Annotated in this window: 21 protein-coding genes; 11 read left to right on the forward strand and 10 right to left on the reverse strand. The window is 71.2% G+C overall.

Going from position 1 to position 26,515, the window contains the following annotated elements:
• Positions 1 to 4 precede the first annotated feature (4 nt).
• Complete coding sequence (gene tgmB, locus CP969_RS22170) at positions 5 to 985, forward strand: ATP-grasp ribosomal peptide maturase (RefSeq protein ID WP_016825156.1); 981 nt, start codon at positions 5 to 7, stop codon at positions 983 to 985.
• Positions 982 to 2,190 carry an ATP-grasp peptide maturase system methyltransferase gene (gene tgmC, locus CP969_RS22175; RefSeq protein WP_016825154.1) on the forward strand — a complete coding sequence of 403 codons (1,209 nt, stop codon included), beginning with the start codon at positions 982 to 984 and terminating at the stop codon, positions 2,188 to 2,190. Before tgmB ends, tgmC begins: the two co-directional genes overlap by 4 nt.
• 238 nt (positions 2,191 to 2,428) lie before the next feature.
• Here tgmC and CP969_RS22185 read toward each other — a convergent pair whose 3' ends face one another.
• Positions 2,429 to 2,956: a hypothetical protein gene (locus tag CP969_RS22185; protein WP_004984844.1), complete on the reverse strand. Its 528-nt coding sequence runs from the start codon at positions 2,954 to 2,956 to the stop codon at positions 2,429 to 2,431.
• A 235-nt stretch (positions 2,957 to 3,191) separates the two neighbouring features.
• Here CP969_RS22185 and CP969_RS22190 point away from each other — a divergent pair, with 235 nt between their 5' ends.
• On the forward strand, positions 3,192 to 3,578 hold the full coding sequence (locus tag CP969_RS22190) for an SRPBCC family protein (protein ID WP_016825152.1): 387 nt from the start codon (positions 3,192 to 3,194) through the stop codon (positions 3,576 to 3,578).
• A gap of 334 nt (positions 3,579 to 3,912) precedes the next feature.
• Positions 3,913 to 5,025 (forward strand): helix-turn-helix domain-containing protein, encoded by a 1,113-nt coding sequence (locus CP969_RS22195; RefSeq protein WP_039830991.1) that lies wholly within the window; start codon positions 3,913 to 3,915, stop codon positions 5,023 to 5,025.
• 47 nt (positions 5,026 to 5,072) lie between these two features.
• Here the strand turns inward: CP969_RS22195 and CP969_RS22200 are convergent, their stop codons facing one another.
• From CP969_RS22200 to CP969_RS22205, 3 genes are all read right to left on the reverse strand, one after another.
• Positions 5,073 to 6,296: an MFS transporter gene (locus CP969_RS22200; RefSeq protein ID WP_016825150.1), complete on the reverse strand. Its 1,224-nt coding sequence runs from the start codon at positions 6,294 to 6,296 to the stop codon at positions 5,073 to 5,075.
• A 560-nt stretch (positions 6,297 to 6,856) separates the two neighbouring features.
• Positions 6,857 to 7,030, reverse strand: coding sequence for a hypothetical protein (locus CP969_RS33295; RefSeq protein WP_016825149.1), 174 nt, complete (start codon positions 7,028 to 7,030; stop codon positions 6,857 to 6,859).
• A 2-nt stretch (positions 7,031 to 7,032) separates the two neighbouring features.
• On the reverse strand, positions 7,033 to 10,242 hold the full coding sequence (locus tag CP969_RS22205; protein WP_039831545.1) for an RHS repeat-associated core domain-containing protein: 3,210 nt from the start codon (positions 10,240 to 10,242) through the stop codon (positions 7,033 to 7,035).
• Positions 10,243 to 10,857: 615 nt separating this feature from the next.
• Here CP969_RS22205 and CP969_RS22210 point away from each other — a divergent pair.
• From CP969_RS22210 to glpK, 4 genes are all read left to right on the forward strand, one after another.
• Positions 10,858 to 11,175 carry a hypothetical protein gene (locus CP969_RS22210; protein WP_016825147.1) on the forward strand — a complete coding sequence of 106 codons (318 nt, stop codon included), beginning with the start codon at positions 10,858 to 10,860 and terminating at the stop codon, positions 11,173 to 11,175.
• 205 nt (positions 11,176 to 11,380) lie between these two features.
• On the forward strand, positions 11,381 to 12,373 hold the full coding sequence (hemB, locus tag CP969_RS22215) for a porphobilinogen synthase (RefSeq protein WP_004984831.1): 993 nt from the start codon (positions 11,381 to 11,383) through the stop codon (positions 12,371 to 12,373).
• 537 nt (positions 12,374 to 12,910) lie between these two features.
• Positions 12,911 to 13,753 (forward strand): MIP/aquaporin family protein, encoded by an 843-nt coding sequence (locus tag CP969_RS22225; protein ID WP_016825145.1) that lies wholly within the window; start codon positions 12,911 to 12,913, stop codon positions 13,751 to 13,753.
• A gap of 108 nt (positions 13,754 to 13,861) precedes the next feature.
• Positions 13,862 to 15,379 carry a glycerol kinase GlpK gene (gene glpK, locus CP969_RS22230; protein WP_004984827.1) on the forward strand — a complete coding sequence of 506 codons (1,518 nt, stop codon included), beginning with the start codon at positions 13,862 to 13,864 and terminating at the stop codon, positions 15,377 to 15,379.
• 62 nt (positions 15,380 to 15,441) lie between these two features.
• On the opposite strand, the gene CP969_RS22235 is transcribed toward glpK, so the two are convergent.
• Positions 15,442 to 15,633, reverse strand: coding sequence for a hypothetical protein (locus CP969_RS22235; RefSeq protein ID WP_004984826.1), 192 nt, complete (start codon positions 15,631 to 15,633; stop codon positions 15,442 to 15,444).
• A 171-nt stretch (positions 15,634 to 15,804) separates the two neighbouring features.
• On the opposite strand from CP969_RS22235, the gene CP969_RS22240 reads away from it, so the two are divergent.
• Positions 15,805 to 16,938, forward strand: a complete 1,134-nt coding sequence (locus CP969_RS22240; RefSeq protein ID WP_026084976.1) for a glutathione-independent formaldehyde dehydrogenase — start codon at positions 15,805 to 15,807, stop codon at positions 16,936 to 16,938.
• Between the two features lie 139 nt (positions 16,939 to 17,077).
• Here the strand turns inward: CP969_RS22240 and argS are convergent, their stop codons facing one another.
• Positions 17,078 to 18,853 carry an arginine--tRNA ligase gene (gene argS, locus CP969_RS22245; RefSeq protein ID WP_016825143.1) on the reverse strand — a complete coding sequence of 592 codons (1,776 nt, stop codon included), beginning with the start codon at positions 18,851 to 18,853 and terminating at the stop codon, positions 17,078 to 17,080.
• A gap of 151 nt (positions 18,854 to 19,004) precedes the next feature.
• Between argS and lysS the strand changes: the two genes are divergently transcribed.
• The gene (gene lysS, locus CP969_RS22250; RefSeq protein ID WP_016825142.1) at positions 19,005 to 20,759 is read left to right on the forward strand and encodes a lysine--tRNA ligase; all 1,755 of its coding nucleotides are present in this window, start codon (positions 19,005 to 19,007) and stop codon (positions 20,757 to 20,759) included.
• Between the two features lie 143 nt (positions 20,760 to 20,902).
• Here lysS and CP969_RS22255 read toward each other — a convergent pair whose 3' ends face one another.
• The 3 genes from CP969_RS22255 to CP969_RS22265 form a co-directional block, all read right to left on the reverse strand.
• Entirely contained in the window at positions 20,903 to 22,267 is a 1,365-nt protein-coding gene (locus CP969_RS22255) for a DUF2637 domain-containing protein (RefSeq protein WP_016825141.1), read from the reverse strand.
• 90 nt (positions 22,268 to 22,357) lie between these two features.
• Positions 22,358 to 23,227, reverse strand: coding sequence for a DUF3558 family protein (locus tag CP969_RS22260; protein WP_026084975.1), 870 nt, complete (start codon positions 23,225 to 23,227; stop codon positions 22,358 to 22,360).
• Positions 23,228 to 23,346: 119 nt separating this feature from the next.
• Positions 23,347 to 24,186, reverse strand: a complete 840-nt coding sequence (locus CP969_RS22265) for a hypothetical protein (protein WP_016825139.1) — start codon at positions 24,184 to 24,186, stop codon at positions 23,347 to 23,349.
• Positions 24,187 to 24,437: 251 nt separating this feature from the next.
• Between CP969_RS22265 and CP969_RS22270 the strand changes: the two genes are divergently transcribed.
• Entirely contained in the window at positions 24,438 to 25,631 is a 1,194-nt protein-coding gene (locus tag CP969_RS22270; protein WP_016825138.1) for an RtcB family protein, read from the forward strand.
• Positions 25,632 to 25,677: 46 nt separating this feature from the next.
• On the opposite strand, the gene CP969_RS22275 is transcribed toward CP969_RS22270, so the two are convergent.
• Complete coding sequence (locus CP969_RS22275; protein ID WP_004984816.1) at positions 25,678 to 26,457, reverse strand: SDR family NAD(P)-dependent oxidoreductase; 780 nt, start codon at positions 26,455 to 26,457, stop codon at positions 25,678 to 25,680.
• Positions 26,458 to 26,515: the final 58 nt, after the last annotated feature.

Below are 26,515 nucleotides of genomic sequence, written 5' to 3' on the forward strand. Positions count from 1 at the left end.
CCGGGTGGCCTCCACCGTCCTGGTCGTCACCGCGCTGGAGGACGTCACCGCGGACCGGGTCGTCGCCGCGCTGAACGCGCGCGGGGTGCCCGTCGTCCGCGTCGACCCCGCCGACATCGGGCCCGGCCTGACGTTCGGCTTCCGCATCGACGGGGACCGACCGGTGTGGGGTGGGCGGCTGCGTACGGCGAGCCGGGAGGTGGAGCCGGGGGAGGTGGCGGCGGTGTACTACCGTCGCCCCACTCCGTACGGCGCCCGGTTCGCGCATCTTCCCCGACAGCAGAGGGATTTCGCCGCCGCCGAGGCGAGGCACGGGCTCGGCGGCGTCCTGAACGACCTGCCCGGCGCCCGGTACGTCAACCACCCGGCCGCGGTGGCCCGTGCGGAGTTCAAGCCCGCCCAGCTCCGGAGGTTCGCCCGGCTCGGGCTGAGGATCCCCCCGACGCTGATCACCAACGACGTGAAGGCCGCGGAGGAGTTCGCCGCCGGGCACGGGCCCGTCGTCTGCAAGACGTTTCGCGGCCTGCCCGCTGGCGACGACGGATGCGCCGGAGCGATCTGGACCCAGCGGGTCGATCCGAAAGACTTCGACGACGCACTCGCCGTGACCGCGCACCTGTTCCAGGCCGAGATCCCGAAGACCGGGGACGTGCGGGTGACCGTGGTCGGCCGCCGGGTCTTCGCCCAGCAGGTCACCGCGCCGGACGGCGCGCTGGACTGGCGCCGGGGCGACTGGAACGCCCTGCTCCACGCGCCCCTCACCGTGCCGCCGCCCGTCGAGGCGGCGCTGCACGCCTACCTGGCCTCGTCCGGTCTGGTCTTCGGCTGCTTCGACTTCGCGCTCACCGGTGACGGGGACGCCCCGGACCACTGGACGGCGATCGAGTGCAACCCGAACGGCCAGTGGGGCTGGCTTCCCGACGCCGCCGACATCACCGAGGCGTTCGCCGACCTCCTCACCGTGGAAAGGAAGGGCTGTTCATGACGATGCCCGTCGACCTCGAGACCGATGCCGCGCGGCTGCGCGCGGTCATGGCGGAAGACCTCGCCGCACGCGGGTACCTCGACGATCCGGGCTGGCGGGCGGCGGTGGAGGCGGTGCCCCGGCACCGGTTCGTGCCCGGTTTCTACCTGCCCACCGACGAGCGCGACGGACGGGGGCTGACCCGGTGGCAGCCCGTCACCGCCGACCTCGACCACGGGCGCTGGCTGGCCGCCGCGTACTCCGACACCACGCTCATCACCCAGTTCGACGGCGACGAACCCGACTGGAAGCACCCGGCCGCGCGGTACGGAGGGGCCCCGACCTCGTCCTCCACCCTGCCGTCGCTCGTGCTGCGGATGTGGGCCGACGCCGAGGTGCGGGAGGGGCACACGGTGCTGGAGATCGGCACGGGGACGGGCTACTCGACCGCGCTCGCCTGCGAACGCCTCGGTTCCGCCGGTGTCACGAGCATCGAGGTGGACGCGCGCCGGCTGGAGCGGGCCGCGAGCGCGCTGCACGACTGCGGTCACACGCCGACCCTCGCGGTCGCGGACGGACAGTACGGGTACTGGCCCGAGGCACCGTTCGACCGGATCGTGGCGGCCTGCTCCTTCCGGGCCGTGCCCCCGGCCCTGGTCGCCCAGACCCGGCCGGGCGGGAAGATCCTGCTGACACTCTCGGGCTGGCTCTACGGATACGCCCGCGTCCTGCTCACGGTCGCCGGGGACGGCACCGCCGAGGGCCGTCTGCTGGGCGGCACGGTTTCCTTCATGCCGGCCCGTGCGCACGCGGCGCCCGCCTTCGGCAACCCCGCCCACTGGGCTGCCGGGCCGCCGGGGAAGGCGCGGGTCGCCCGGCACGGTCCCGAGCGGATCACCGCCGCGACCGAGGAGAGCTTCCACCTGCGTTTCCTCGTGCAGAGCACGGTGCCCGACACACAACTGGCCACCGTCGGCGAGGTCGTGCACCTGGTCGACGTGGTGAGTGGGTCGACCGCCACGCTGACCCCGGGCGGCGGTGTCGGCGGTGGCTGGCAGGTCCGGGAGGGAGGACCGGTGCGCCTGTGGGAGTGCGTCGAGCGTGTCCTCGACGCCTACGACGCGGCCGGGCGGCCGGGGCCGGAGACCTTCACCTTGTGCGTCCACGAGGACGGGCAGCACCTGCGGCACCCGCAGCTCCCTTGTCTGCCGCTGCCGTCACCCTGACGGGGGCCTGCCGTCCGCCGCGCCCGGGATGCTGCGGATCGAGGTCACCGACGCCTGGGGTGAGAGCCTGCCGGTGTGCCGGAGCATCTCCTCGGAGCCCACCGAGTCCGGCTACGGCCTTTGCCGGTCGATGAGTTGGCCGACCGCTGGGGTGTCAGCAGTGGGCCGGCGCCGGTCAAGACCGTATGGGCCGAGGTGGAGCTCCGCCCCCGCCGGTGCCCTCGGTACCGGCGGAGGCTCAGCGGCAGAGTCCGTCGATGTCCTCGGCGAAGGTCGGGAACTCGGCCCGGGCCTCGGCGATGATGTCGCGGGCCGGTCGGCGGGGGGTGGTGGCGTGGCGTTCGGCGAGGGCGGTGAGGGCCGCGTCGGGGCGCGGCTCGCGGTCCTCGTACAGCACGGCCTCCAGGGGGCCGCATCCGTCGGCCAGCACCCACAGGAAGTCGAACAGGTTCCCGGCCACCACGCCGCACTCGCCCTCCGATCCCATGAAGACCACGGGCTGTTCGACGAGGGGCCGACCTGGCCGCCCGTACCAGAAGGCCGCGAGACCGCCGGTTCCGTCCTGCCCGAACACTCGGTAGGCGTCGCCGTCGAGTTCGGGGTTTCCCGTCCACTGACGCAGCCAGTCGGTGGTTTCCTCGGCCGAGTCGAAGGCGTCGTAGGGCTCGAAGTCGATCCCCTCGCCGTCGGCGTAGTCGAACTCCGCGCGGGCCACGTCGGCGAGGGCGGGCGGAAGGCTGCGGTCATCAGCGGCTGTCTGGTTCACCCGGGCACCGTAATCGCTGCCGCCGACAAAGGGGCCCGGAGGCGGGTGCTGCGGCTCACCCTGTTCGCGCCGGAGCTCTGACTGCTTCCGCGCTCCGCCGGTTCCGGACCGGGGCGAGGGTCCGTGCGGGACTCGCCGCGAGGCGGCCCGCTCCGACGTGCGGGCGGGCCGGGGTGCGGCGATCCTGGGGGCACGGGGCGATGGCGACCGGTCGGACGGAGGGTGGTTGCGGGGCATGGCCGAGCTGACCCTGCGGGCCGTCGGCCGCGCGCATCCGGACACGGTGTGGTTCCGCTACACCTCCTTCCGGCAGTGGCCCGCCTGGTCGCCGCAGATCGTCCGGGTGGAGACGCGCGACGAGCGCATCGAGCCCGGGGCGCGGGGGACGATCCGTTCCTTCCTCGGGGTCCGCGCCGCGTTCCTCGTGGAGTCCGTGGACGACGAACGACGCACCTGGACCTGGCGGGTGCGGCTCGGGCCGCTGCGGATGCGTCTGACGCACGAGGTCCGGCCCCACCGGGACGGGACCGAGACCCGGCTCGGCATGCAGGGGCCGGCGCCCGTCCTGGCCGCCTACGCCCCGCTGGCACGTCTGGCGCTGCGCCGGCTCCTCACTCCCTGACCGTTTTCCTCGGGCCCTGACCGTTCCCCCGGGACGGCGGTGCACCGGAGCCGGGAGGCGCGGGACGCGGAGGTGCGAGGGGCGGGGCTGCGGGCGGTAAAAGACCCAAGAACCAAGGGTAAAAACCAACCAACCTCACCAAACCTCGCGTTGATCACTCGAGCGGGTGAAACGCGTCGAACGGGCTGGCGCGGCGGTGGTGCGGGCGGGCAGTCTCGGCACGAGAGCGGCCGAAGCAACTCGGCCTCCCCACAAGCCCCTACATGCATCGGCCCCCGCCGGGACTGCCATCCCAGGGCGAGGGCCTGACCAACGAGGAAGCAGGACCTTCCCCATGGCTGAGACGAAGCCTAGCCCTGCCCCGCGCCCGAATCAGGGCGTTCGGCGATCCGCCACCCCCTCCGGGGTCACGCACGTACGCACGTACCAGTCCGGCCAGTACGTGGTGGTGGGCAACCACCTCGCCCAGCACCGCGAGTTGTCGCTGACCGCGATCGGACTGGCCACCCACATGCTGTCGGTGCCCGAGGGCACCCCGGTCGACATCCGCAGCCTCGCGGAGCGCTTCCCCGAGGGACGCGACCGGATCGCCTTCGCCTTGCGGGAGTTGGAGGCGCACGGGTACCTGGAGCGGGTCCGTGAGCACACGGAGGCGGGGCGGCTGGTGACGCGTACCTACCTCCACCACACGCCGTCGCCGGGCCGGGCGGCCGCGTCGTCCGTGCCCGCCCCCGTCCGGGCGGCCGGCCGGGCGGCGGTGAACCGCGCCCGCTCGCGGACCCGTGACTCCGCTGCGGGCACGGGCACGGGCGCGCGGGAGACGCTCCAGGAGGACGACCAAGCCCCCGGTGAGCCGGTGGTTCCCGTCCTTCCGGTCGCCCCGGTCCTCCCGTCCGCTTCGGTCGCCCCTGTCACCCCGTCCGCTTCGGTCGCCCCGGCCTTCCCGGTCGCCCCGGACATGCCGGTGGACGTCTCCGACACCCCCGTGCCCGTGGTCCCGTCGCGCGACTCCGTCCGTTCCGGCCGGTGGCACGAGGAGGCGGTCACCCTCCTCGCGGGACTGCGCCGTACCGACGAGCGCCTCACCCTGTCCCTGAGGGACGTGAACAGACTGGCCCCGAGCGTCGTCGAATGGCTCGAACGAGGGGTCACCTCCGCCGCCGTCCACCGCACGCTGACCGCCGACCTCCCCGTCGTCATGAAGCACCCGGCAGGCGTGATCGCCTACCGCCTCCGCGCGCTGCTGCCCCCGCCCCTCCCCGCGGCCCCGGCGCCTTCGCCGAGCACGGCGGCGCACACGGGCGGGACGGCCCACCGGCCGCACCGCCACCCCTTCCAGGACTGCGACGGCTGCGAACGGGTCTTCCGCGCACCGGAACCGGGCCGCTGCCGCGACTGCCGGACCGATCCGACGGCGGCGGGAGAGGGCGGCGCATGCGCGGCCTGAGCCCTTGCCCGCACATACCCCCTGCCCGCACATCCCCCTGCACCGCGTCAGGTGCCGGTCTTCCCGAGGCGGACGGTACGGGTGCGGGCCACGAACGGCCGGGAGAGGACCGTGAGGGTGAGGGAGACCGCGGCCAGGACGGTGATCGTCGTGCCGGGGGTGAGGTACTGGGCGATGCCGCCGGCGAGCGCGGCCCCGATGCCCTGCCAGGTCATGCGCCCGGCGGACTCGACGCCCTGGACCTGGCCGCGGATCGGGTCGGGGGTCAGTGCCAGGAGCCGCTCCTGCAGGGGCAGGGTGGCGGCGAACCCGGCACCGGAGACGAACACGGCGGCCGTCGCCACCGGCAGGGAAGGGTGGAGGGCGAACAGCAGGTAGGGGGCGGCGAGCAGCAGGCGCAGGGCGAACGCGCAGCGGCGTCGCCACTCGGCGGTGAGCAGCCGTCCGACGGTCAGGTCCCCGAGGAGCATGCCCGCCGACCCGGCCGCCAGGAGGACGCCGGCGTGGTCCGGGGCGTAGGAGATGAACAGGGCCTCGCAGCCGACGATCAGACCGTTGGGGACCCACAGGTTCAGCAGCAGCGCGCGGGGGCCGGAGCGGGAGAGGAGCGCGGTGTTCGCCGTCCAGGTCTCGCGCAGTCCGGGGCGGCGGGGCGGGCGGACCGAGTGTTCCCGGACGGTCGTCGCCACCGCGACCAGCCCGGCCGCGGTCAGGACCGCCGCCGTGACGAAGAGGCCCTGCGGACTCAGGTACCGCAGCAGTACGGCGCCGAGCGCGAAGCCGAGGATGGCCGTGCCGCCCGCGGTGATGTTCATCAGTGAGCGCGCCGGGACGTACGCGGAGGCCGGCACCACCTCGGCGAGCAGTCCCATCCGCGTGCCGGTCGCCAGGGACTGGAAGAAGCCCAGCACCAGCAGGAGACCGAACCGGGCGGCCAGCGGCAGCCCCGGGACCGCCTGCGCGGCGACACCCGCCAGGGAGACGCACTGGAGCGTGACCAGGGTGCGGCGGGGGCGGTCGCCGTCCGCGACCGACATCAGCGTCAGGGCGCCGAGCACGGTCGCGAAGGTGGCGCCGTACATGCTCACGGCCGTCAGGAACGGGGACCCGGTCCGGCGGTCGACCAGCGTGCCGAGCGCGAAGCCCGAGAGGGTGCTCGCGGCCACCGTCAGCGTGAAGCCGGCGTACAGGCCGGCGAACTCGCGGTTGCGGAGCAGGGCGCGGTAGCCGATGGGGGAGGGCGCGGTGGGTGAGGGAGTGTCGGAAGGCATGAAAAAAGCCTCCGGACGCTCCCGTGGGGGCGCCGAAGGCCGACCTGCAGATCATAGCAATCGGTCCGGCCCGCCCGCCTGAGCTTCGGGCTTCTCCTGGGTCACCGTGCGCACGATTGTCAGCGAGGTCCCGGTGGGAACGGGCCACAGGACGAAGCGCGGGGGAAGCTACTCCTGGTCGGGAAGACCTCGGGTTCCCACAGGACGGGGACGGTGGCGATCGCTGTGAATTTCAGATTGCGCTTCACTTTGTCCGCGCCGGTGAAAGAGTCGAGTCGACCGCGGCTCTCCTAAGTCGTGGCGGATCGGCTGTGGTGCCGACCCGCCACTTTCCGATTACCCGGAGATTGCGTCGGAAACGATTTTCCCCGTGTAGAAGCCCACACCGGCGCATACCGCCGGCGCAGCCGCTGCCAGGACCGCGGTGCCCGCCGTAGCGGCTGCGCACCCGGTTCCGGTGGCCGGAGGCGTAGGTGTGGGTGCGCCTGCCGGTGGCGTCGGTGATGGTGGTAGGCGGGTTCGTGCAGCAACGCGGCACGAACCCGCCCGAGGAACCTCGGCTATGTCAGGAGGATCCCTGCGATGCCGAGCACGATGAAAGGCGCGATGATGAGCACGGCTTTTCGTGCCGATCGGTGACGCGCCGATTCCGCGTCACTGGTGACCATCGCGCCGGTGGCGACAGCCATCGCGATCAGCGATACCGCAAGCAGGCCGTAAGCGGCGATCTTCATTTCTAACACCCGTCCGAGAACATGCAGGCCACCCCACCGACACCGCCTGCTATACCGGTGGTGAGGCTGATACCGCCAAGCACCTGCGCCGTGACGGCTCCTGCGGCCAAGGCTCCGCCCACCCCCGTCGCCATGCTGACGACGCCCAGGGTCACCACGGTGATTTCTCCAGCAGAGGGAGCCAGTCCAGTGGGGTCGGTGTTGTTGACGGGGTCACCGCCCGCGTAGAGGTAGGGGTTGGTTTCCTGTCCCGACGGGTCGGGTTGGGTGAAGCGGCCGAGGGCGGGGTCGTAGTGGCGGGCGCCCATCTTGTACAGGCCGGTCGGGTCGAGGTAGGTGCCGGCGTAGCGGTACGGCTGGGGGACGGCCTCGGTCGGCGTGGTGCGGGGCAGGCCGGTGGGGCCGTAGGCGTAGGTGTGGGTGCGCCTGCCGGTGGCGTCGACGAGGCCGAGGACGTTGCCGGTGGCGTCGGTGAGGTAGTAGTAGGACTTCCCCCCGGTCGTCATGGAGTTCAGGGTGCCCGCCGGTTCGCGGATGAATCCGGTGTCGACGCCGTTCGTGGTGGTGGACGCCAGGCCGAGCGCGGTGTGGTGGAACCAGGTCGAACCCAGCTTGGTGCGCTCGGAGTTGTCGGTGCCGGCGTGGACCAGGTCGTACGTCGTGCCACCCGTGGTGATGCCGGAGAGCTGGCTGTGGTCGGTCCAGGTCTCGCCGGTGCGGGGGGTGTTGCCGGCTGCGGCGGTTTCGTTGCCGAGCTTGTCGTAGGACCAGCCGGTGGTGGAGCCGTTCTTGCCGGTGAGCTGGGAGGCGTCGTTGTAGGTGTACGTCGTGGAGCCGGGGCAGGTGTTCTTGCCGCCGTCCTGGGAGGTGAGGTTGCCGGCCTGATCCCAGCAGTACAGCCAGGAGGCCTTCCGCGCACCTGCGGAGTCGGCCTCCAGGGCGTAGGACAGCCGGTCCTGGGTGTCGTAGGTGTAGGTGGTCGTGAGCTGGGTGAGGTTGTCGGTGCGGGTGCGGATCTTCGATGTGTCCTTGCCCGCGTCGGTGTAGGAGTAGGTGAGGTCGACCAGGGTGGTCGTGCCCGCGGTGGTCCTGACGGCCTTCGGGCGGCCGTTGTCGTCGAGGGTGACCGACTGGGTGGTGCCGCCGGGGTAGACGGTCTCGGTCCGCCGGTCGTTGGCGTCGTAGTCGAAGTCGGTCTTCTTGCCGTCCGGGGCGATCAGGTAGTCCAGGCGGCCGGCGGCGTCCCAGGTGTAGTCGGTCCTGCCGGTCGAGTCGGTGTAGTGGTCGACCTCGCCGCCCGGGGTGTAGGCCAGGGCGGTCTGCGCGCCGTTCTGCAGGGTGCGGACCTTCTCGCGGTTGAGCTCGTCGTAGTCCCAGCCGGTGGTGCCGGAGGCGTCTGTGCGGGACTTGAGGTTGCCGTCACCGTCGTAGTCGAACGTGACGGTCGCGTTCGTCGAGGAGACCTTCTTGACCCGGTCGCGGGTGTCGTAGGTGTAGACGGTCCTGATGCCGCGGCCGTCGGTGACGGTCTCCACGCGACCGAGCGCGTCGTGGGTGTACTCCGTCCTGCCCAGCGGAGCGGGCGGGGTCACCGTCTTCAGGTTGCCCTCGCCGTCGTAGGTGAAGGACGTGGTCGACGACTTGGTGCCGGACATCTTCACCGTGGCCGTACAGCGCTGGCCCTCGAACCCGCCGCAGGTAGGGGTGGCCTTGTTGTAGGTGTAGGTGCGCTCGCCGCCGGCGGTGCCCGAGGTGGTCACCGACAGGGTGTTGCCGTTGGCGTCGTAGGTGAAGGAGTCCTCGCGGCCGTCGGCGGAGGTGAAGTCGTTGGGCAGGTCGGTGCCCGCGATCGTCCGGTACGCCGTCACCGATGCCGTCGCGCCCATCGGCAGTTCCACCGAGGTGGCGTTGTTGCGGTCGTCCCAGCCGTAGGTGGTGGTGTTGCCGCCGGTGCCGTCCGCGCCCGTGCCCATCGCGTCGGTCGCCGTCCGGAGGAGGTGGTTGGTGTACTTGGCGTGCCGGGAGTGGTTCAGCGGGTCGGTGACCTTGGTGACCTCGCCGTCGGCGTTGTGGACGTACGCGGTCTCGTCGCCGTCCGGGTCGGTGACCGTCGTCGTCCCCGCGTCGGAGGGGGTGGCGGCGGTGTAGTCGTAGCGCCAGGTCGGCCCGGTGTGGCCGCTGCCGGAGGAGGCGGTGGCGCGCTGCATCGAGGTGACGCGGTTGTGGCCGTCGTAGGTGAACAGGGTGACCGTGCCCTCGGGGGTGGTCACCTTCGTCAGGCGGCGCGAGGAGTCGTACGCGTACCCCGTCGCCCTGCCCGCGGTGTCGGTGACCTTGGCCAGGTTGCCGGCCGGGTCCAGATCGAGGACGGCGGTGCGGCCGGTGTGGTCCTTGGCCTGCCACTGGTCGCCGTACGTCTTGACCAGGTCGATCCAGCGGCCGGAGCGGGTCTCGGTCAGCTTGAAGCCCTGGTGCTCGCCGGTCTCGTCGTGCTGGTCGACGGTGATCGTGCCGTGGTTCTTGTCCGTGACCTTCGTCAGCGTGCCGTGCTCGTCGTAGGTGTCGCGGGTGCCGGACTTGCGGTCGGTCAGGGTGTAGGTGCCGTCCGTGTTCCTCCTCAGGTCCTTGGAGTAGCCGGCCGGGGTGGTGTAGCCGCCCGTGCTCGTCTCCTCGAAGCGCAGGGCGTCGCCGGTGGCGTCGAGGACGACGACCTCGCCGTCGTTCACCTGGAGGTAGCGCTCGTAGGCCTGCCACCAGCGCTGCGAGACCTTCCCCCAGGGGGCTTCGAGGGAGTTGTAGGTGCGCGTGAGCTGGAGTTTCCGCCCGACGCCGGCGATGTCGAAGTCGGTGGCCGCCAGCATGAGGTTGCCGTTGGAGAGGTTCACCCGGGCCACGAGGGCGTCGTTCAGGCGGGTGTCGAGGATGCGGTGCCAGGGCACCTCGCCCTGCCCCTCGGGCAGGTACGGCGTCTCGGCGGCTTCAGTGGCAGCGGCCGAGCGGGCGGCGGAGCCCTTTCCGGTCGCACGGGTCTTCTGCGCCGCCCGCCAGGCGGCGACCTCCGCGGACGGCTCCGCCTCCGCCTCGGATGCCGGTGGCTTCGTGGAGCCCGCCGGCGTGGCCGGGGCCTCGACCTTGGTCGGCTTGGTCCACGGGCTCTCCGGCTCCGGCAGCTCCGGCTTTCCAGTCGCGGCCAGGCCGGGCGCCGCGGCCATCACGACGGCGGCGGTGGTGACCGCCGCGACGAGAGCGGTTCCGTGTGTTCTCCGGGCACGCCACAAGGACGTACGCGCAGCACGCGAGTGCATCGGCTTCCCCCGCAGGATGTCAGGAGTACGACAGACAGTCGGAACCGGTGACCTCCTCGGTCACCGGTGTTGCACAAGTTGTCACGAGTCGCACACAAAGTGACGTGCCGTGCCCTCGAACGCCCTCCGCATGCGGGCCGGAACAAGCCCCACCACTTGTCGGGGGCGAAAGGGAGGATTATGGAGCGAGTCGGTCCGTGCGGCGTGTGAAGTGGTCCGATTCCCGGCCGTTCTTCGTGGCGGCATTGACCGAAAACCTTCGGAGCGGGCTCGATTCGTGATGCCCGCCGTCCTCAGCGGTGTTTTTTCGGCCAAGTTCGGTCCCTGGCGGCATGTGCGCAGACAGCGCTTACCGAGGTCTCGCGGGTGCGGACGCGGGAAACGGCCTGGTGGGAACTTGTCTCAGAGGGCGTGTCCGTCCCGTGGGACTCCTGTGGGTGCTGCTTCATGGCATGCACACTGAGCGCGTTCGGCCGGTTCCGTGCCGCATCCACGCCTGCTGCCGTGAAGGACCCTCCCACCATGAGCGAACCGGGCAGAGCCCTGCCCTCCTGCCGTTCCCGCGCTCGTCACCGCACCGGTCCGCACCGGCTGACCCGCGCCGTCCGGCACGCCGGCCGCCTGCTGTGCGGGAGCCTCGCCGCCGGCATGGCCACGGCCGCCACCGACCTCCTCCTGGAACCGTCCGCCCGCTGGTGGCCCGTCCTCTGGCCGCTGCCCTGGTGGCTCACCTGCGCGTCCCTCCTCGCCTGGGCCGTCCTGCGGGCCCGTGAGAAGGCCGCGCGGCGGCCGCCGGACGAGGAGGAGGACCTGCGCGGCACATGGGACACGGCGGCCTGAGCGGAAGCGGCTCCGCGCCGGTGGCGTCCGCGGCGCGCAGGGGCGGGGCCGTGCCGTTCACCCGTACGGCCGAACCGTGCCCACGGCCGAACCGCGTCCGCGGCCGGGGCGCGCGACGCGGAGGATCCCGGGCGGGGCCAGGGCCCGCCCGGGGCCGACTCCGCGTCGGCAAAGGCACGGGAGCGGCGGGCGTAGCGTAGGTGGTATGACGACGTACGGATCTTTTCCCGGCACGCGGCCGCGGCGTCTGCGGACCACCCCCGCCATGCGTCGGATGGTCGCCGAGACCCGGCTGCACCCCGCCGACTTCATCCTTCCGGCCTTCGTGCGCGAGGGCGTGAGCGAACCGGTGCCGATCGCGGCGATGCCGGGCGTCGTGCAGCACACGCGGGACAGCCTGAAGAAGGCGGCGGCGGAGGCCGTGGCGGCCGGGATCTCCGGGATCATGCTGTTCGGGGTGCCGGAGGAGTCGAAGAAGGACGCCGTGGGCACGCCGGGGACCGACCCGGACGGGATCCTCCAGGTGGCCCTGAGGGACGTGCGGGCCGAGGTCGGGGACGAGCTGCTCGTCATGTCCGACCTGTGCCTCGACGAGACGACGGACCACGGGCACTGCGGGGTGCTGGACGAGCAGGGGCGGGTCGACAACGACGCGACGCTCGAGCGGTACGCCGAGATGGCGCAGGTGCAGGCCGACGCGGGCGCCCACGTGGTCGGCCCCAGCGGAATGATGGACGGGCAGATCGGCGTCATCCGCGACGCCCTCGACCAGATCGGGCGGGAGGACGTCGCGATCCTCGCCTACACCGCCAAGTACGCCTCCGCCTTCTACGGGCCGTTCCGGGAGGCCGTCGGCTCCTCGCTGCAGGGCGACCGCAAGACGTACCAGCAGGACCCGGCGAACCTCCGCGAGTCGATGCGCGAGCTGGCGCTCGACCTGGAGGAGGGCGCCGACATGGTGATGGTGAAGCCGGCGGGCCCCTACCTGGACGTCCTGGCGCGGGTCGCGGACGCGGTGGACGTGCCGGTGGCCGCGTACCAGATCTCCGGTGAGTACTCGATGATCGAGGCCGCCGCCGAGAAGGGCTGGATCGACCGGGACCGGGCGATCCTGGAGGCGCTGACCGGCATCAAGCGGGCCGGTGCGCAGAACATCCTCACCTACTGGGCCGTCGAGGTGGCCCGCACCCTGCGCTGACCGGTACCGATACCCCTCTCTCCCGCTCCGCCCGCCCCTCGAGGGGCGGGCGGAGCGTTTCGTGTCGGCCGCCGTGCCGGGGCCGGGGGGCCGGGCGGCGCGGTGTGCCGCTCCCCTGCCGCTTCACGCCGCTCCCCCTGCCGCTGCACGCCGCCTGTGCGCCGGGCGGCCGAGTGCCGTGATCACTCCGGGGCCCGCATGGTGTGGAGATGCATATCGCCGATAAGGCGCATATCTTCACTCTAGGTGGCGTTCGGTCACCGATCCCGTACGGGTGACGGACGCCTCCGCCCCTGTTCGGCCCGCGCACCGGCGGTCTCTTCCCGGACGGCCGTGACGGGCGCCGCGCGGCGCTCCGTGGAGAAGGATCCCGCGACTCCGCGGACCCATCGGATCGCCCCTTCCCGCACCTTCACATTTCTCTTCGGCCATGTACTCGGGTGAATACCGGATGGTTCAGCTCTTTCCGGCATAGGAGGACCGATGGCACAAAGCGCTGTTCGTCGACGAGGCTATCGAGAAGGCCTCGGCGGCGAGATGATCGCCGAGTTCCTGGGAACGTTCGTCCTGCTCCTGCTGGGTGTCGGGTCGGTGGCCGTCGCGGTGGTCGGTCTGCCCGGGTCGGGCCGACAGGTCGTGGAGTTCGGGCCCGCCAACTGGCTCATCATCGGGTGGGGCTGGGGCCTCGCCGTCGTGTTCGGCGTGTACGTCGCCGGCGGTGTCAGCGGCGCCCACATCAACCCCGCGGTGACCCTCGCCTTCGCGGTCCGGCGGGATTTCCCCTGGCGGAAGGTCCTGCCCTACTGGCTGGCGCAGCTCGCGGGCGCCTTCGTCGGCGCCGCACTCGTCTACGCGTGCTACCGGTGGGCGATCGACGCGGCCAACGCGCAGGCGGGGGTACCGCGGGACCAGTCGCTGGCGACGTACTCGATCTTCGCCACGTTCCCCGCCGAGTACTTCGGGAATTCGTGGTGGGGCCCCCTGCTCGACCAGATCGTGGGCACCGGGATCCTGCTCCTGCTGATCTGCGCGCTCATCGACACCCGCAACACGGCTCCGATGTCCAACCTCGGCCCGTTCCTCATCGGCCTGGTGGTCGTCGCGATCGGCTTCACGTTCGGCACCAACGCCGGGTACGCGATCAATCCCGCACGCGACTTCGGCCCCCGATTGTTCACCTTCTTCGAAGGCTGGGGCCCCATCGCCCTCCCCGGCACGTTCGGGTGGTTCAGCGGTTACTGGTGGATCCCCATCGTGGGCCCGCTCATCGGCGCAGTCGCCGGTGTCCTCGTGTACGACCTGCTCATCACCCCGGTGCTCAAGGCCAGGCGCAAGGAGGCCGAGGAGGCCGAGGAAGGCCCCGCCACCCAGGAGCCCTAGGGCGCTCCACGCCTCCCCCGATGCTTCGGAGCAGCGAGGACACCACCCGGTCAGGACCGTCGCCCCCGGAGCGCAACGACACCAGGAACACGAGAAGAGGCGGCAACGATGCCCGAATTCGTCGGCGCGGTGGATCAGGGAACCACCAGTACGCGCTTCATGATTTTCGACCACTCAGGCAACGAGGTGGCCAAGCACCAGCTCGAGCACCAGCAGATCCTGCCGCGGTCCGGCTGGGTCGAGCACGATCCGGTGGAGATCTGGGAGCGCACCAACACGGTGATCCAGAACGGCCTGCGCGAAGGCGGACTGACCGCCGCCGACCTGAAGGCGATCGGCATCACCAACCAGCGGGAGACGACCGTGGTGTGGGACCCCCGCACCGGCCGTCCCTACTACAACGCCATCGTCTGGCAGGACACCCGCACCGACAGCATCGCCGCCGCCCTCGAACGCGACGGTCACGGCGACACCATCCGCCACCGGGCGGGCCTGCCGCCGGCCACCTACTTCTCCGCCGGCAAGATCAAGTGGCTGCTGGAGAACGTGGACGGGCTGCGCGAGGCCGCCGAGGCGGGCCACGCCCTCTTCGGCAACACGGACGCCTGGGTGCTGTGGAACCTCACCGGCGGCCCCAACGGCGGTGTGCACGCCACCGACGTCACCAACGCCAGCCGCACCATGCTGATGAACCTGGAGACCCTGGACTGGGACGACGAACTGCTGGGGATCTTCGGCATTCCGCGCGCCATGCTGCCGGTCATCAACCCCTCGTCCGATCCCGAGGCCTTCGGCCAGGCCCGCAAGTCCCGGCCGCTGGGCGCCGCGGTCCCGATCACCGGCGTCCTCGGCGACCAGCACGCGGCGACCGTCGGCCAGGTCTGCTTCGCCCCCGGCGAGGCCAAGAACACCTACGGCACCGGCAACTTCCTGGTCCTCAACACCGGTACGGAGCTGGTGCGCTCGCAGCACGGCCTGCTGACCACCGTGGCGTACCAGTTCGCGGGCAGCCCCGCCGTCTACGCGCTGGAGGGGTCCATCGCCGTCACCGGCGCCGCCGTGCAGTGGCTGCGCGACCAGCTGAAGATCATCAGGACCGCGGCGGAGAGCGAGCACCTGGCCCGCCTGGTGGAGGACAACGGCGGCATGTACTTCGTCCCGGCCTTCTCCGGCCTGTTCGCCCCGTACTGGCGCTCGGACGCCCGCGGCGCGATGGTCGGCCTCGCCCGTTACAACACCAACGCGCACGTGGCCCGCGCCACGCTGGAGGCCATCTGCTACCAGAGCCGCGACGTGGTCGACGCCATGGAGCAGGATTCGGGCGTCCACCTGGACGTGCTCAAGGTCGACGGCGGGGTGACCGCGAACGACCTGTGCATGCAGATCCAGGCGGACGTGCTGGGCGTGCCCGTCAGCCGGCCGGTGGTCGCCGAGACCACCGCGCTGGGCGCCGCCTACGCGGCCGGACTCGCCACCGGCTTCTGGAGCGACACCGACGAGCTGCGCTCCCACTGGCAGGAGTCGAAGCGCTGGAGCCCCCAGTGGAGCGAGGAGCAGCGGCAGGAGGGCTACGCGGGCTGGAAGCTCGCCGTGGAGCGCACCCTGGACTGGGTCAAGGTCACCTGACGGCCGGGACGCCCGCTCTTCGGGGCGGGGTCTCCCGGTCGGCCACGGACCGCGCGGGGGCCTCAGCGGTCGGCGATGTCCTCGCGCAGGCCGTCGGAGAACTCCCACCACGCCAGGGGGAGCCAGTCGCCGTCGACGAAGGCGTCGACGGTAGCGCCCCGGCCACGGACGGTCACGGTCGTCCCCGGCGGATAGGTGGTGCCGGACAGACCCGGCACGGGGACCAGCAGGGTCCCCAGGCGTTGTGCTGGCACTTCTCTCTCACCTTCATGAGGTGCCGGTGCGGCATGGAGCGTTCCTTTCATCGCGAGATTACCGACTTGCCCGATTGTGTGGCCCGGAGAATCATGAGAGATGGGTCACGCGGAGAAAGCGGAGACGGACGCGTGACCGGACGCCTGCACTGCCGAGCGGAGGTCACGAGCATGAAGGCCGTCGTTTACAAGGAGCCGTTCACCGTTGCGGTCGAAGAGGTCGACAAGCCCCGGATCCAGCACCCGAACGATGTGGTCGTACGGGTCACCTCCACCGCGATCTGTGGTTCCGACCTGCACATGTACGAGGGCCGTACCGGCGCCGAGCCCGGCATCGTCTTCGGACACGAGAACATGGGAATCATCGAGGAGGTCGGCGAGGGCGTCACCCTGCTCAAGGAGGGCGACCGCGTGGTCATGCCCTTCAACGTCGCCTGCGGATTCTGTCCCAACTGCGCCGCGGGATTCACCGGGTACTGCACGACCGTCAATCCCGGATTCGCCGGCGGTGCCTACGGCTATGTCGCCATGGGTCCCTGGCAGGGCGGGCAGGCCGAATACCTGCGCGTCCCCTACGCCGACTTCAACTGCCTGAAACTTCCCGAGGGGAAGGAACACGAGACCGATTTCATCCTGCTCGCCGACATCTTCCCCACCGGCTACCACGGCTGCGAACTCGCCGACGTCCGTCCCGGCGAGAGCGTCGCGGTGTACGGGGCGGGACCGGTCGGGCTCATGGCCGCCTACTCGGCCCTGCTGCGCGGCGCGAAGAAGGTGTTCTCCGTGGACCGGGTCCCCGAGCGCCTGCAGAAGGCCGAGGAGATCGGCGCGGTCCCGATCAACTTCGCCGAGGGAGACCCGGTCGAGCAGATCAAGGAGCAGACCGAGGGCGTCGGCACCGACAAGGGCGTGGACGCCGTCGGTTACCAGGCGATGGCGCAGGGGGCCGGCCACGAGGAACCGGCGGTCGTGCTGAACTCGCTCGTCGGCACGGTCAGGCCCACCGGAGCGCTCGGCGTGCCCGGCCTCTACGTCCCGTCCGACCCGGGAGGCCCGGACGAGCAGGCCAAGCAGGGCATGCTCCTCGTCGCGATCGGCAAGCTCTTCGAGAAGGGCCTGCGGATGGGGACGGGCCAGTGCAACGTGAAGCGCTACAACCGGCAACTGCGCGACATGATCATCGAGGGCAGGGCGAAGCCCAGCTTCGTCGTCTCCCACGAACTGGGCCTGGACCAGGCGCCGTCGGCCTACGACAAGTTCGACAAGCGGATCGAGGGCTACACGAAGGTCGTGCTGCACCCCTGACCGACCGCGCCGACCCCGGACCCGCCTGATCGGGCCGGGGGCCGGCGCCCGGTCGTCCGGAACGCGCCGCGGCCCGTCTTCTCCCCGAAGGGAGGACGGGCCGCGGCGCGTGCGTGCGGGGGCCGGGAGCGGCGGCCGCTCAGAGCCGCTCGGGCGTCCGGATGCCCAGCAGCGCCATGCCCCGGTGCAGCGTGGCGGCCGTGACGTCGCACAGGAACAGGCGGTTGGCCACCTGCTCGGGCGACTCGGCCTTCAGCACCGGGCACTTGTCGTAGAACGACGTGTACAGGGACGCCAGTTGGTAGAGGTACGCCGCCAGCTTGTGCGGGGCGTACTCCCGCGCCGCCTCCGCCACCGTCTCCGCGAACGCGTCCACGTGCAGGCCCAGCGCCCGCTCCGCCTCGTGCAGGGACAGCTCCGGGTGCGCCGCCGGGCAGACACCCTCGGGGGCCTTGCGCAGGATCGAGCGGATACGGGCGTAGGCGTACTGGAGGTAGACGGACGTGTCGCCGTTCAGCGAGACCATCTGGTCCAGGTCGAACTTGTAGTCCCGGTTCGCCGACGTCGACAGGTCCGCGTACTTCACCGCGCCGATGCCCACCTGGGTGCCCCGCTCGGCGATCTCCTCCTCGGACAGGTCCTGCGCCTTCTCCCGGACGACGGCGGACGCACGCTCGATCGCCTCGTCCAGCAGGTCGACCAGGCGGACCGTCTCGCCCGCACGGGTCTTGAACGGCTTGCCGTCCTTGCCGAGGACCGTGCCGAAGGCGAGCTGGACCGCCTTCACGTCGTCGTTCAGCCAGCCGGCCCGGCGCGCGGTCTCGAAGACCATCCTGAAGTGCAGCGCCTGGCGGGCGTCCACCACGTACAGCAGCGTGTCCGCCTTCAGGTGGAAGACGCGGTCGCGGATCGCCGACAGGTCGGTCGCCGCGTAGCCGAAGCCGCCGTCCGACTTCTGCACGATCAACGGGACCGGCTTGCCGTCCGGGCCCTTGATGTCGTCGAAGAACACGCACAGCGCGCCCTCGGAGCGGACCGCGACACCCGACTCCTCCAGCAGGCGGCAGGTCTCGGCGAGCATGTCGTTGTAGCCGGACTCGCCGACGATGTCGGGGTCGCGGATCTCCATGTCCAGCTTCTCGAAGACGGAGAAGAAGTAGATCTTCGACTCGTCGACGAACCTCTGCCACATGGCGAGCGTGGCCGGGTCGCCCGCCTGCAGGTCGACCACCCGGCGCCGGGCGCGCGTCTTGAACTCCTCGTCGGAGTCGAAGAGCTTCCGGGCCGCCTTGTAGAGGCGGTCGAGGTTCGACATCGCCTCCTCGCCGGAGACCGCGCCGTCCTCGGCGGACTTGTGGTCCAGCTCGTGCGGGTGCTCGTCCAGGTACTGGATGAGCATGCCGAACTGGGTGCCCCAGTCGCCGATGTGGTGGCGGCGGATCACGTTCTCGCCGGTGAACTCCAGGAGCTGGACCACCGAGTCGCCGATCACCGCGGACCGCAGGTGCCCGACGTGCATCTCCTTCGCCACGTTCGGCTGGGCGTAGTCGATCACCGTGGTGCCGGGCCGCTCGGCGAACGGTACGCCGAGGCGGCCGGTGTCGTCCGCGTACCGCGCGGCCAGGTTCTCGATGATCGCCCGGTCCGTGATCGTGATGTTGAGGAAGCCCGGTCCGGACACCTCGACGTCCTTGATCACGTCACCGGTGACCACGTGCGCGACGACCTCGGCGGCCAGCTCCCGCGGGTTCGCCTTCGCCTTCTTGGCCAGCGCGAGGATGCCGTTGGCCTGGAAGTCCGCCCGGTCGCTTCGTCGCAGCAGCGGGTCCGCGCCGGCTGCCTCCGGCCGGGTGGCCGAAAGGGCGGACGCGAGCTGCTGCTGGACGGAGTCGTTGAGGGACGTGACCGAGGCCATGGAGTGGCTGCCGTTCTCTCGGGTTCGTGGACTGCTACGGAAACCGAGTATCCCACGCGGTGAAAAGCGGTTTTCGCGGATGCGGCCCAGCCTGGGAGAATGGAGCGGTCAGCCGTGCGACCGTAGTGGCTGCCCCAGCAGAAAGAAGGACGTGCCGATCGTGGCTCAGAGCACCGAGACCACCGACTGGGTCTCCCGTTTCGCGGATGAGGTCATCGAGGAGTCGGAGCGTCGGGCCCCGGGCAAACCGGTCGTCGTCGCGTCCGGGCTGTCGCCGTCCGGCCCGATCCACCTGGGCAACCTCCGCGAGGTCATGACCCCGCACCTCGTCGCCGACGAGATCCGGCGCCGCGGCCACCGGGTCCGGCACCTGATCTCCTGGGACGACTACGACCGGTACCGCAAGGTCCCGGCCGGCATCGCCGGCGTCGACGAGTCCTGGTCCGAGCACATCGGCAAGCCGCTGACCTCCGTCCCGGCGCCCGAAGGTTCCCCGCACCCGAACTGGGCGGAGCACTTCAAGGCCGCGATGACCGAGTCGCTGGCCGAGCTGGGCGTGGAGTTCGACGGGATCAGCCAGACCGAGCAGTACACCTCCGGCGCCTACCGCGAGCAGATCCTGCACGCCATGAAGCACCGGCACGACATCGACGCGGTCCTCGCCCAGTACCGGACCAAGCCGAAGCCGGCCGACGCCGCCCGCAAGAAGCAGCAGCAGAAGCCGGTCGACGAGGCCGAGCTGGAGGCCGCCGAGGGCTCGGGCGCCGCCGCCGAGGACGACGGCAGCTCCGGCTCCGCCGGGTACTTCCCGTACAAGCCGTACTGCGGCAACTGCGAGAAGGACCTCACCACCGTCACCTCCTACGACGACGACTCCACCGAGCTGACGTACGCCTGCACCTCGTGCGGCTTCTCCGAGACCGTCCGGCTCAGCGAGTTCAACCGCGGCAAGCTGGTCTGGAAGGTCGACTGGCCCATGCGGTGGGCCTACGAGGGCGTGGTCTTCGAGCCGAGCGGCGTGGACCACTCCTCGCCCGGGTCGTCGTTCCAGGTCGGCGGGCAGATCGTCGGGATCTTCGGCGGCAAGCAGCCCATCGGCCCCATGTACGCCTTCGTCGGCATCAGCGGCATGGCCAAGATGTCGTCCTCGCGCGGCGGCGTGCCCACGCCCGCCGACGCGCTGAGGATCATGGAGCCCCAGCTGCTGCGCTGGCTGTACGCCCGCCGCAAGCCCAACCAGTCCTTCAAGATCGCCTTCGACCAGGAGATCCAGCGCCTCTACGACGAGTGGGACCGGCTCGACGCCAAGGTCGCCGACGGCTCCGCGCTGCCCGCCGACGTCGCCGCGCACTCCCGCGCGGTGCGCACGGCGAGCGGCGAGCTGCCGCGGACGCCCCGGCCGCTGCCGTACCGCACCCTCGCCTCGGTGGCCGACATCACCGCCGGCCACGAGGACCAGGCGCTGCGCATCCTCAGCGAGCTCGACCCGGCCGACCCGCTCGCCTCGCTCGACGAGGCCCGGCCGCGCTACGACAAGGCCGAGGCGTGGATCAACACCCACGTCCCCGCCGACCAGCGCACCATCGTCCGCACCGAGCCCGACGCCGAGCTGCTGAAGTCGCTCGACGAGGAGGACCGCAAGGCCCTGCGGCTGCTGCTCGACGGGCTCGCCGACCACTGGTCGCTGGACGGGCTCACCCACCTCGTCTACGGCGTGCCCAAGGTCCGGGCCGGCTTCTCCGCCGACGCCACGCCCAAGGAGCTGCCGCCGGAGATCAAGACCGCCCAGCGGTCGTTCTTCGCGCTGCTCTACCACCTGCTGGTCGGGCGGGACACCGGCCCGCGCCTGCCCACGCTGCTGCTCGCGGTGGGGCAGGACCGGGTGCGGACGCTGCTCGGGGAGTAGGCGGCCCGCGGTCCGACGTCGAGAAGGACGACGACGAGGCCGACGAGGCCGACGAGGGTGACGAAAAAGGGGGCGCCCGGTGAAATCACCGGGCGCCCCCTTTTCGGCTTTCGTCCCGTCCTTCGTTCCGTCCCGCGTCGCGGCTAGGCGATGTGGTCCTCCTCCAGCTCCGCCGAGTGGCGCTTCTGGAAGCGTTCCGCGAGGACCTTCAGGGCGCTGGGGCTCAGCGTCGTGCCGTAGGTCGCCTGGATGTTGTCGCCGAGGACCCGGGGCGTGGGGTAGCTGCCGTCTATCGACTGGCGGAACACCTGGTAGTACGCCTCCTCGTCCGGCTCGGCGACCGGGGTGCCGCCGCCCTCGCCGAGCTCGCGCGTGCGGCCCGGGCTCACCGGGATCGGAAAGCTGCCGGTCTCCTCCGGAGAGGGCTCCTGGACGGGGGGCTCCTCCTGGTACTGGTCCTGGTACTGCTCGGCCTGCTGCTGCTCCGCGTACCACTGGGCGTACGCGGCGTCCGGGTCGTACGTGGGGTCGTAGCCCCCGTGGTACTCGACGGACTGCGGGTTCCGGGCGTGCAGCCAGGGGTTCTGCTGGTCGGGGGCGGGCTCGTCCCGCGCGGGCTCCGCGTCCGGCTCCGGCTCGGCGTTTTGCACCGGCTCCGGTTCGGCGTCCCGTAGCGGCTCCGGCTCCGGGCTCCGGTCGGCGACCAGCTCGGGGCGCTGCTCGGCGGGCGGTGCCGCCTTCCGCAGGACGGGCGCCGTCCGGTCGTCCCGCGTGACCTCGGCCCGGTCGGGCTGCGGCGCCGGCGGGATCAGCGCCGGTTCTATGCCCGCCGCCGCCAGGCCCGCCGGGGCGGTCTCGGCGAGGGGGACGCCGTACTTGGCCAGGCGCAGCGGCATCAGGGCCTCCACCGGGGCCTTGCGGCGCCAGGCGCGGCCGAAGCGGGAACGCAGCCGGGCCTGGTAGACCAGACGCTCCTGCTCCAGCTTGATCACCTGCTCGTAGGAGCGCAGCTCCCACAGCTTCATCCGCCGCCAGAGCAGGAACGTGGGGACCGGAGAGAGCAGCCACCGGGTGAGGCGGACGCCCTCCATGTGCTTGTCGGCGGTGATGTCGGCGATCCGGCCGATCGCGTGCCGGGCCGCCTCCACCGAGACCACGAACAGCACCGGGATCACCCCGTGCATGCCCACGCCGAGCGGATCCGGCCACGCCGCCGCACCGTTGAAGGCGATCGTCGCCGCCGTCAGCAGCCACGCCGTCTGCCGCAGCAGCGGGAAGGGGATGCGGATCCACGTCAGCAGCAGGTCCAGGGCCAGCAGGACGCAGATACCGGCGTCGATGCCGATCGGGAAGACGTAGCTGAAGTCCCCGAAGCCCTTCTTCAGGGCCAGTTCCCGGACGGCCGCGTACGAACCCGCGAAGCCGATTCCGGCGATGATCACGGCACCGGTGACGACCACGCCGATGAGAACCCGGTGCATCCGTGTCAGCTGCAGTGGCGCGGCCACCCGTACTCCCCTCCGGTTGCGTGTTGTTGCGCGCAACAGAGTGGCACATGTGTGCGGAGGACGGGTGGCCGGTTCTGGTTCAACGCCCGGTCAGCCCTTGGCCGACGCCTTGGAGGCGGACTCCGTCTCCGAGTCCGCGCCCGACGCCGACGGCGAGCCCGCTTCCGACGGCGAGCCGCTCGACTCACCGGCCCCGGTGCCCTCGTCGTTCGCCTTGGTCACCGCGGCCACCGCCTCCTTGGCCGCCTTCTGCGCGTCCTTCATCAGGTCGTCGGCGCTGGGGGTCTTGTCACCGGCGAGACCGGCACCGTTGTAGTCGAGGGTGACGACCACGTTCTCCACGCGCACCACCACCGTCTGCTGCTTGAAGGTGCCTTCCTTCTTCTTCAGGTCGTACCGCACGGCCGTCGCCTCGTCGCCGGTCTCGGCGAGCGGCTCCGCCTCGGTCTTCTGGGCGCCCTCGACCGCCTGCGCGTCCCGCACCTGCTTGTCGTAGTACTCCTTGGCCAGCTCGTCCCCCGGGCCCCGCGTCACGTCCGACTCGAAGCGCAGCAGCGACACGTTCAGCCAGCGGAACTGCGAGCCCTTCACGCCGTTGTTGTCGAGGCTGCTCCAGGAGCAACTGGCGCGCGTCGCCACGTCGTCCGACGCGCCCTCCTTGCCGGACTTCGCCTTCGGGACGAGGTCCTCCAAGGTCTTCTTCGGCAGGACCTTGCACGACTCCGGGAGCGTCCCGTACGCGGCCGCCCGCACCGTCGGGGACGGACTCGCCGAGGCCGACGCCGACGCCTTTGCCGCCTTGTCCTTGCCGTCGTCGGAGCCGGAGTCCGAGGAGCAGCCGGCGGCGACCAGCATCACGGGGACGACAGCCGCGCAGACAAGGACGCGGGCAAGGCGCTTCACTCGCTGGTCTTCACGCTGGTCTCGCTGTGCTCGTCGCTGCATGGTTCCTTCACTCATGACGCTCGTGTTCCCTGCGGTCAGAACGGGGTCCGAGGGGTCACGGTACGCGGTGAGTCGTCCGTGCGGTCCTCCTTCGCGCGCTGTGCGCACGGGCGCGGAGCAGCCGTGAAGGGTGCTCAGCCGCTCAGCGAATCGGCCAGCCGGGAGGCCAGTTTCCGTGCCCTGTCCTGCATTTCCTTGCTGTCCGGGGCGACGCCGACGACCGCCGGCTGCTCCGCGTACTCGACGGTCACGATGACGTTGGACGTGCGGAACGCCACAGTCACCGTGCGCTGCTGGGCGGTCGAACCGGAGCTGTCCAGCGCGTCGTCGAGGAAGGCCTCGTCGCCGAGACCCTCCAGGAGCCGGGGCTGGAGGTCGGCGGGCGAATCGGACGCCGAGGAGGAACCGGACGAGGGGGGAGGAGAGGAGGAACCGGACGGGGAGTCGGACGAGGACGGCGACGAACTCGGGTCCGCGGAAGGGCTGCTGTCGGTGCCGGTCGAACCGGAGCGCGTGGCCTGCGGCTCCGGGAGGTGCGCCGCGGCCCGCTTCCTCGCGAAGAGCTGCTCGGCCTGGCTGTCGTCGCTGACGGCGTTGTCGTAGGAGACGATCCGCTCGAAGTCGACCAGCAGGTGGTCGGTCGCCTCCGCGGACTCCACCTTCCAACGGCAGCCCACCTTGCGGTCGGTGTCGTAGGTGAGGGTCGCCTCGCCCGCGTACGCCTTCTCGCGCTGCGTCTCGTCGGTCAACTCCCGGAGGCCGGGCAGGAGTTCCTCGAGCGTCCGGTCGCCGACCACGCCGCAGGGCTCGGGGAGCGTGGCGTACCTGCCGGGCTGGGCCGCCTGCGTCGCGGTGCCGGCGCTCCCCGGGTTGGAGTTGTCCGCCGTGCCGCCGTCGCCCGAGCCACCGGTGCAGCCGGCCAGCACGGCCGCCAGAAGTGCGGCGACGCCGGGTACGTACACCCTCCGCTGCACGGCCGGGCTCCTCTCGACGGTGTGGGTGCGGGCCGGCGGGCCCGCGGGGTTCCCAGCGTCCTCACTGGTGTTCCCCCAGTGTCCCCGCTGGTTATTCGCTTGCCGCAGGGGGGCGCCCCCCGCAGACAATGTGTATCGCACGCACTGCCGTGGACGCCGGTCCGTCATCCCTTTTCACCGACCTCGGCGCCGGTTTTGCGATTCTGGATCTTTCGATACTTCTGTTCGTGTGCCGGGGGAAAGAAGGCGTTATGTCGTACGTGGAACTGCCGGGTGCGAAGGTGCCGATCCGTCTGTGGACGGACCCGGCGACGGTCGAGGAGGGCGCCCTCCAGCAGCTGCGGAACGTGGCGACCCTGCCGTGGATCAAGGGCCTGGCCGTGATGCCGGACGTGCACTACGGAAAGGGCGCGACGGTCGGGTCGGTCATCGCGATGCAGGGTGCGGTGTGCCCGGCGGCGGTGGGCGTCGACATCGGCTGCGGCATGTCGGCGGTGCGGACGTCCCTGACGGCGAACGACCTTCCCGGTGATCTCTCCCGGCTGCGGTCGAGGATCGAGCAGGTGATCCCGGTGGGGCGGGGGATGCACGACGACCCGGTCGACCCGGGCCGGCTGCACGGTTTCGCGGCCGGCGGCTGGGACGACTTCTGGGGGCGGTTCGGCGGGGTGGCGGACGCGGTGAGGTTCCGCGAGGAGCGGGCCGCGAAGCAGATGGGGACGCTGGGCGGCGGAAACCACTTCGTGGAGGTCTGCGTGGACACCTCCGGTGCGGTCTGGCTGATGCTGCACTCCGGTTCCCGCAACATCGGCAAGGAACTCGCCGAGCACCACATCGGTGTCGCCCGGCAACTCCCGCACAACCAGGGCCTGGTCGACCGCGACCTCGCCGTCTTCGTCGCGGACACCCCGCAGATGGCGGCGTACCGCAACGACCTGTTCTGGGCGCAGGAGTACGCGAAGTACAACCGCTCGATCATGATGGCGCTCCTGAAGGACGTGATCCGCAAGGAGTTCAAGAAGGCGAAGCCGGCCTTCGAACCGGAGATCAGCGCGCACCACAACTACGTGGCCGAGGAGCGCTACGACGGCATGGACCTGCTGGTGACCCGCAAGGGCGCGATCCGCGCGGGCTCCGGCGAGTACGGGATCATCCCGGGTTCCATGGGCACGGGCTCGTACATCGTCAAGGGCCTCGGAAACCCCGCCTCCTTCAACTCGGCCTCGCACGGCGCCGGTCGGCGCATGAGCCGCAACGCGGCGAAGCGGCGCTTCTCGACGAAGGACCTGGAGGAGCAGACGCGGGGCGTGGAGTGCCGCAAGGACTCCGGCGTCGTGGACGAGATCCCGGGTGCCTACAAGCCGATCGAGCAGGTCATCGACCAGCAGCGGGACCTCGTGGAGGTCGTGGCGAAGCTGAAGCAGGTCGTCTGCGTGAAGGGCTGACGACCCGCTTCCCCTCCGGGCCCCGGGCGCCGCTTCCCGGGGCCCGTCACCGCGGCTCCCGGTGGACCTTGGTGTTCGACGCCTGGGCGCGCGGGCGGACGACGAGCAGGTCGATGTTGACGTGGCTCGGGCGGGTCACCGCCCAGGTGATGGTGTCGGCGACGTCGTCGGCCGTCAGGGGCTCGGCGACGCCCTCGTAGACCTTGGCTGCCTTCTCCGCGTCGCCGCCGAAGCGGGTGAGCGCGAACTCCTCCGTCCTGACCATGCCGGGCGCGATCTCGACGACGCGCACCGGCCGGCCGACGATCTCCAGGCGCAGGGTCTCGGCGAGGACGTGTTCGGCGTGCTTGGCGGCGACGTAGCCCGCGCCGCCCTCGTAGGTGGCGTGGCCGGCGGTGGAGGACACGACGACGACCGTGCCGTCGCCGCTCGCCTCCAGCTTGGGCAGCAGGGCCTGGGTGAGGTTGAGGGTGCCGATGACGTTCGTCTCGTACATCGTGCGCCAGTCGTCCGGGTCGCCGGTCGCGACGGGGTCGGCGCCGAGCGCGCCGCCGGCGTTGTTGACGAGGACGCCGACGGTCCTGAAGGCGGTGGCGAACTCGTCGACGGCCGCCCGGTCGGTGACGTCGAGCGGGTACGCCGTCGCGGAGTGGCCGGCCGCGGTGAGTTCCTCGGCGAGTGCTTCGATGCGGTCCTTGCGGCGGGCGGTGAGGACGACGCGGTAGCCGGCCTCGGCGAGCCGGCGTGCCGTGGCGGCGCCGATCCCGCTGCTCGCACCGGTGACGACGGCGATACGGGACGCGGCGGGCGGGACGGCGGTGGCCATGGGCTGCTCCTCGGACGGCGCGGGCGCGCGGCTGCGGTGTGCGGTGCGGTGGTCTGCC

The organism is Streptomyces viridosporus T7A (assembly GCF_008704515.1).
Taxonomy (GTDB): Bacteria; Actinomycetota; Actinomycetes; order Streptomycetales; family Streptomycetaceae; genus Streptomyces; species Streptomyces viridosporus.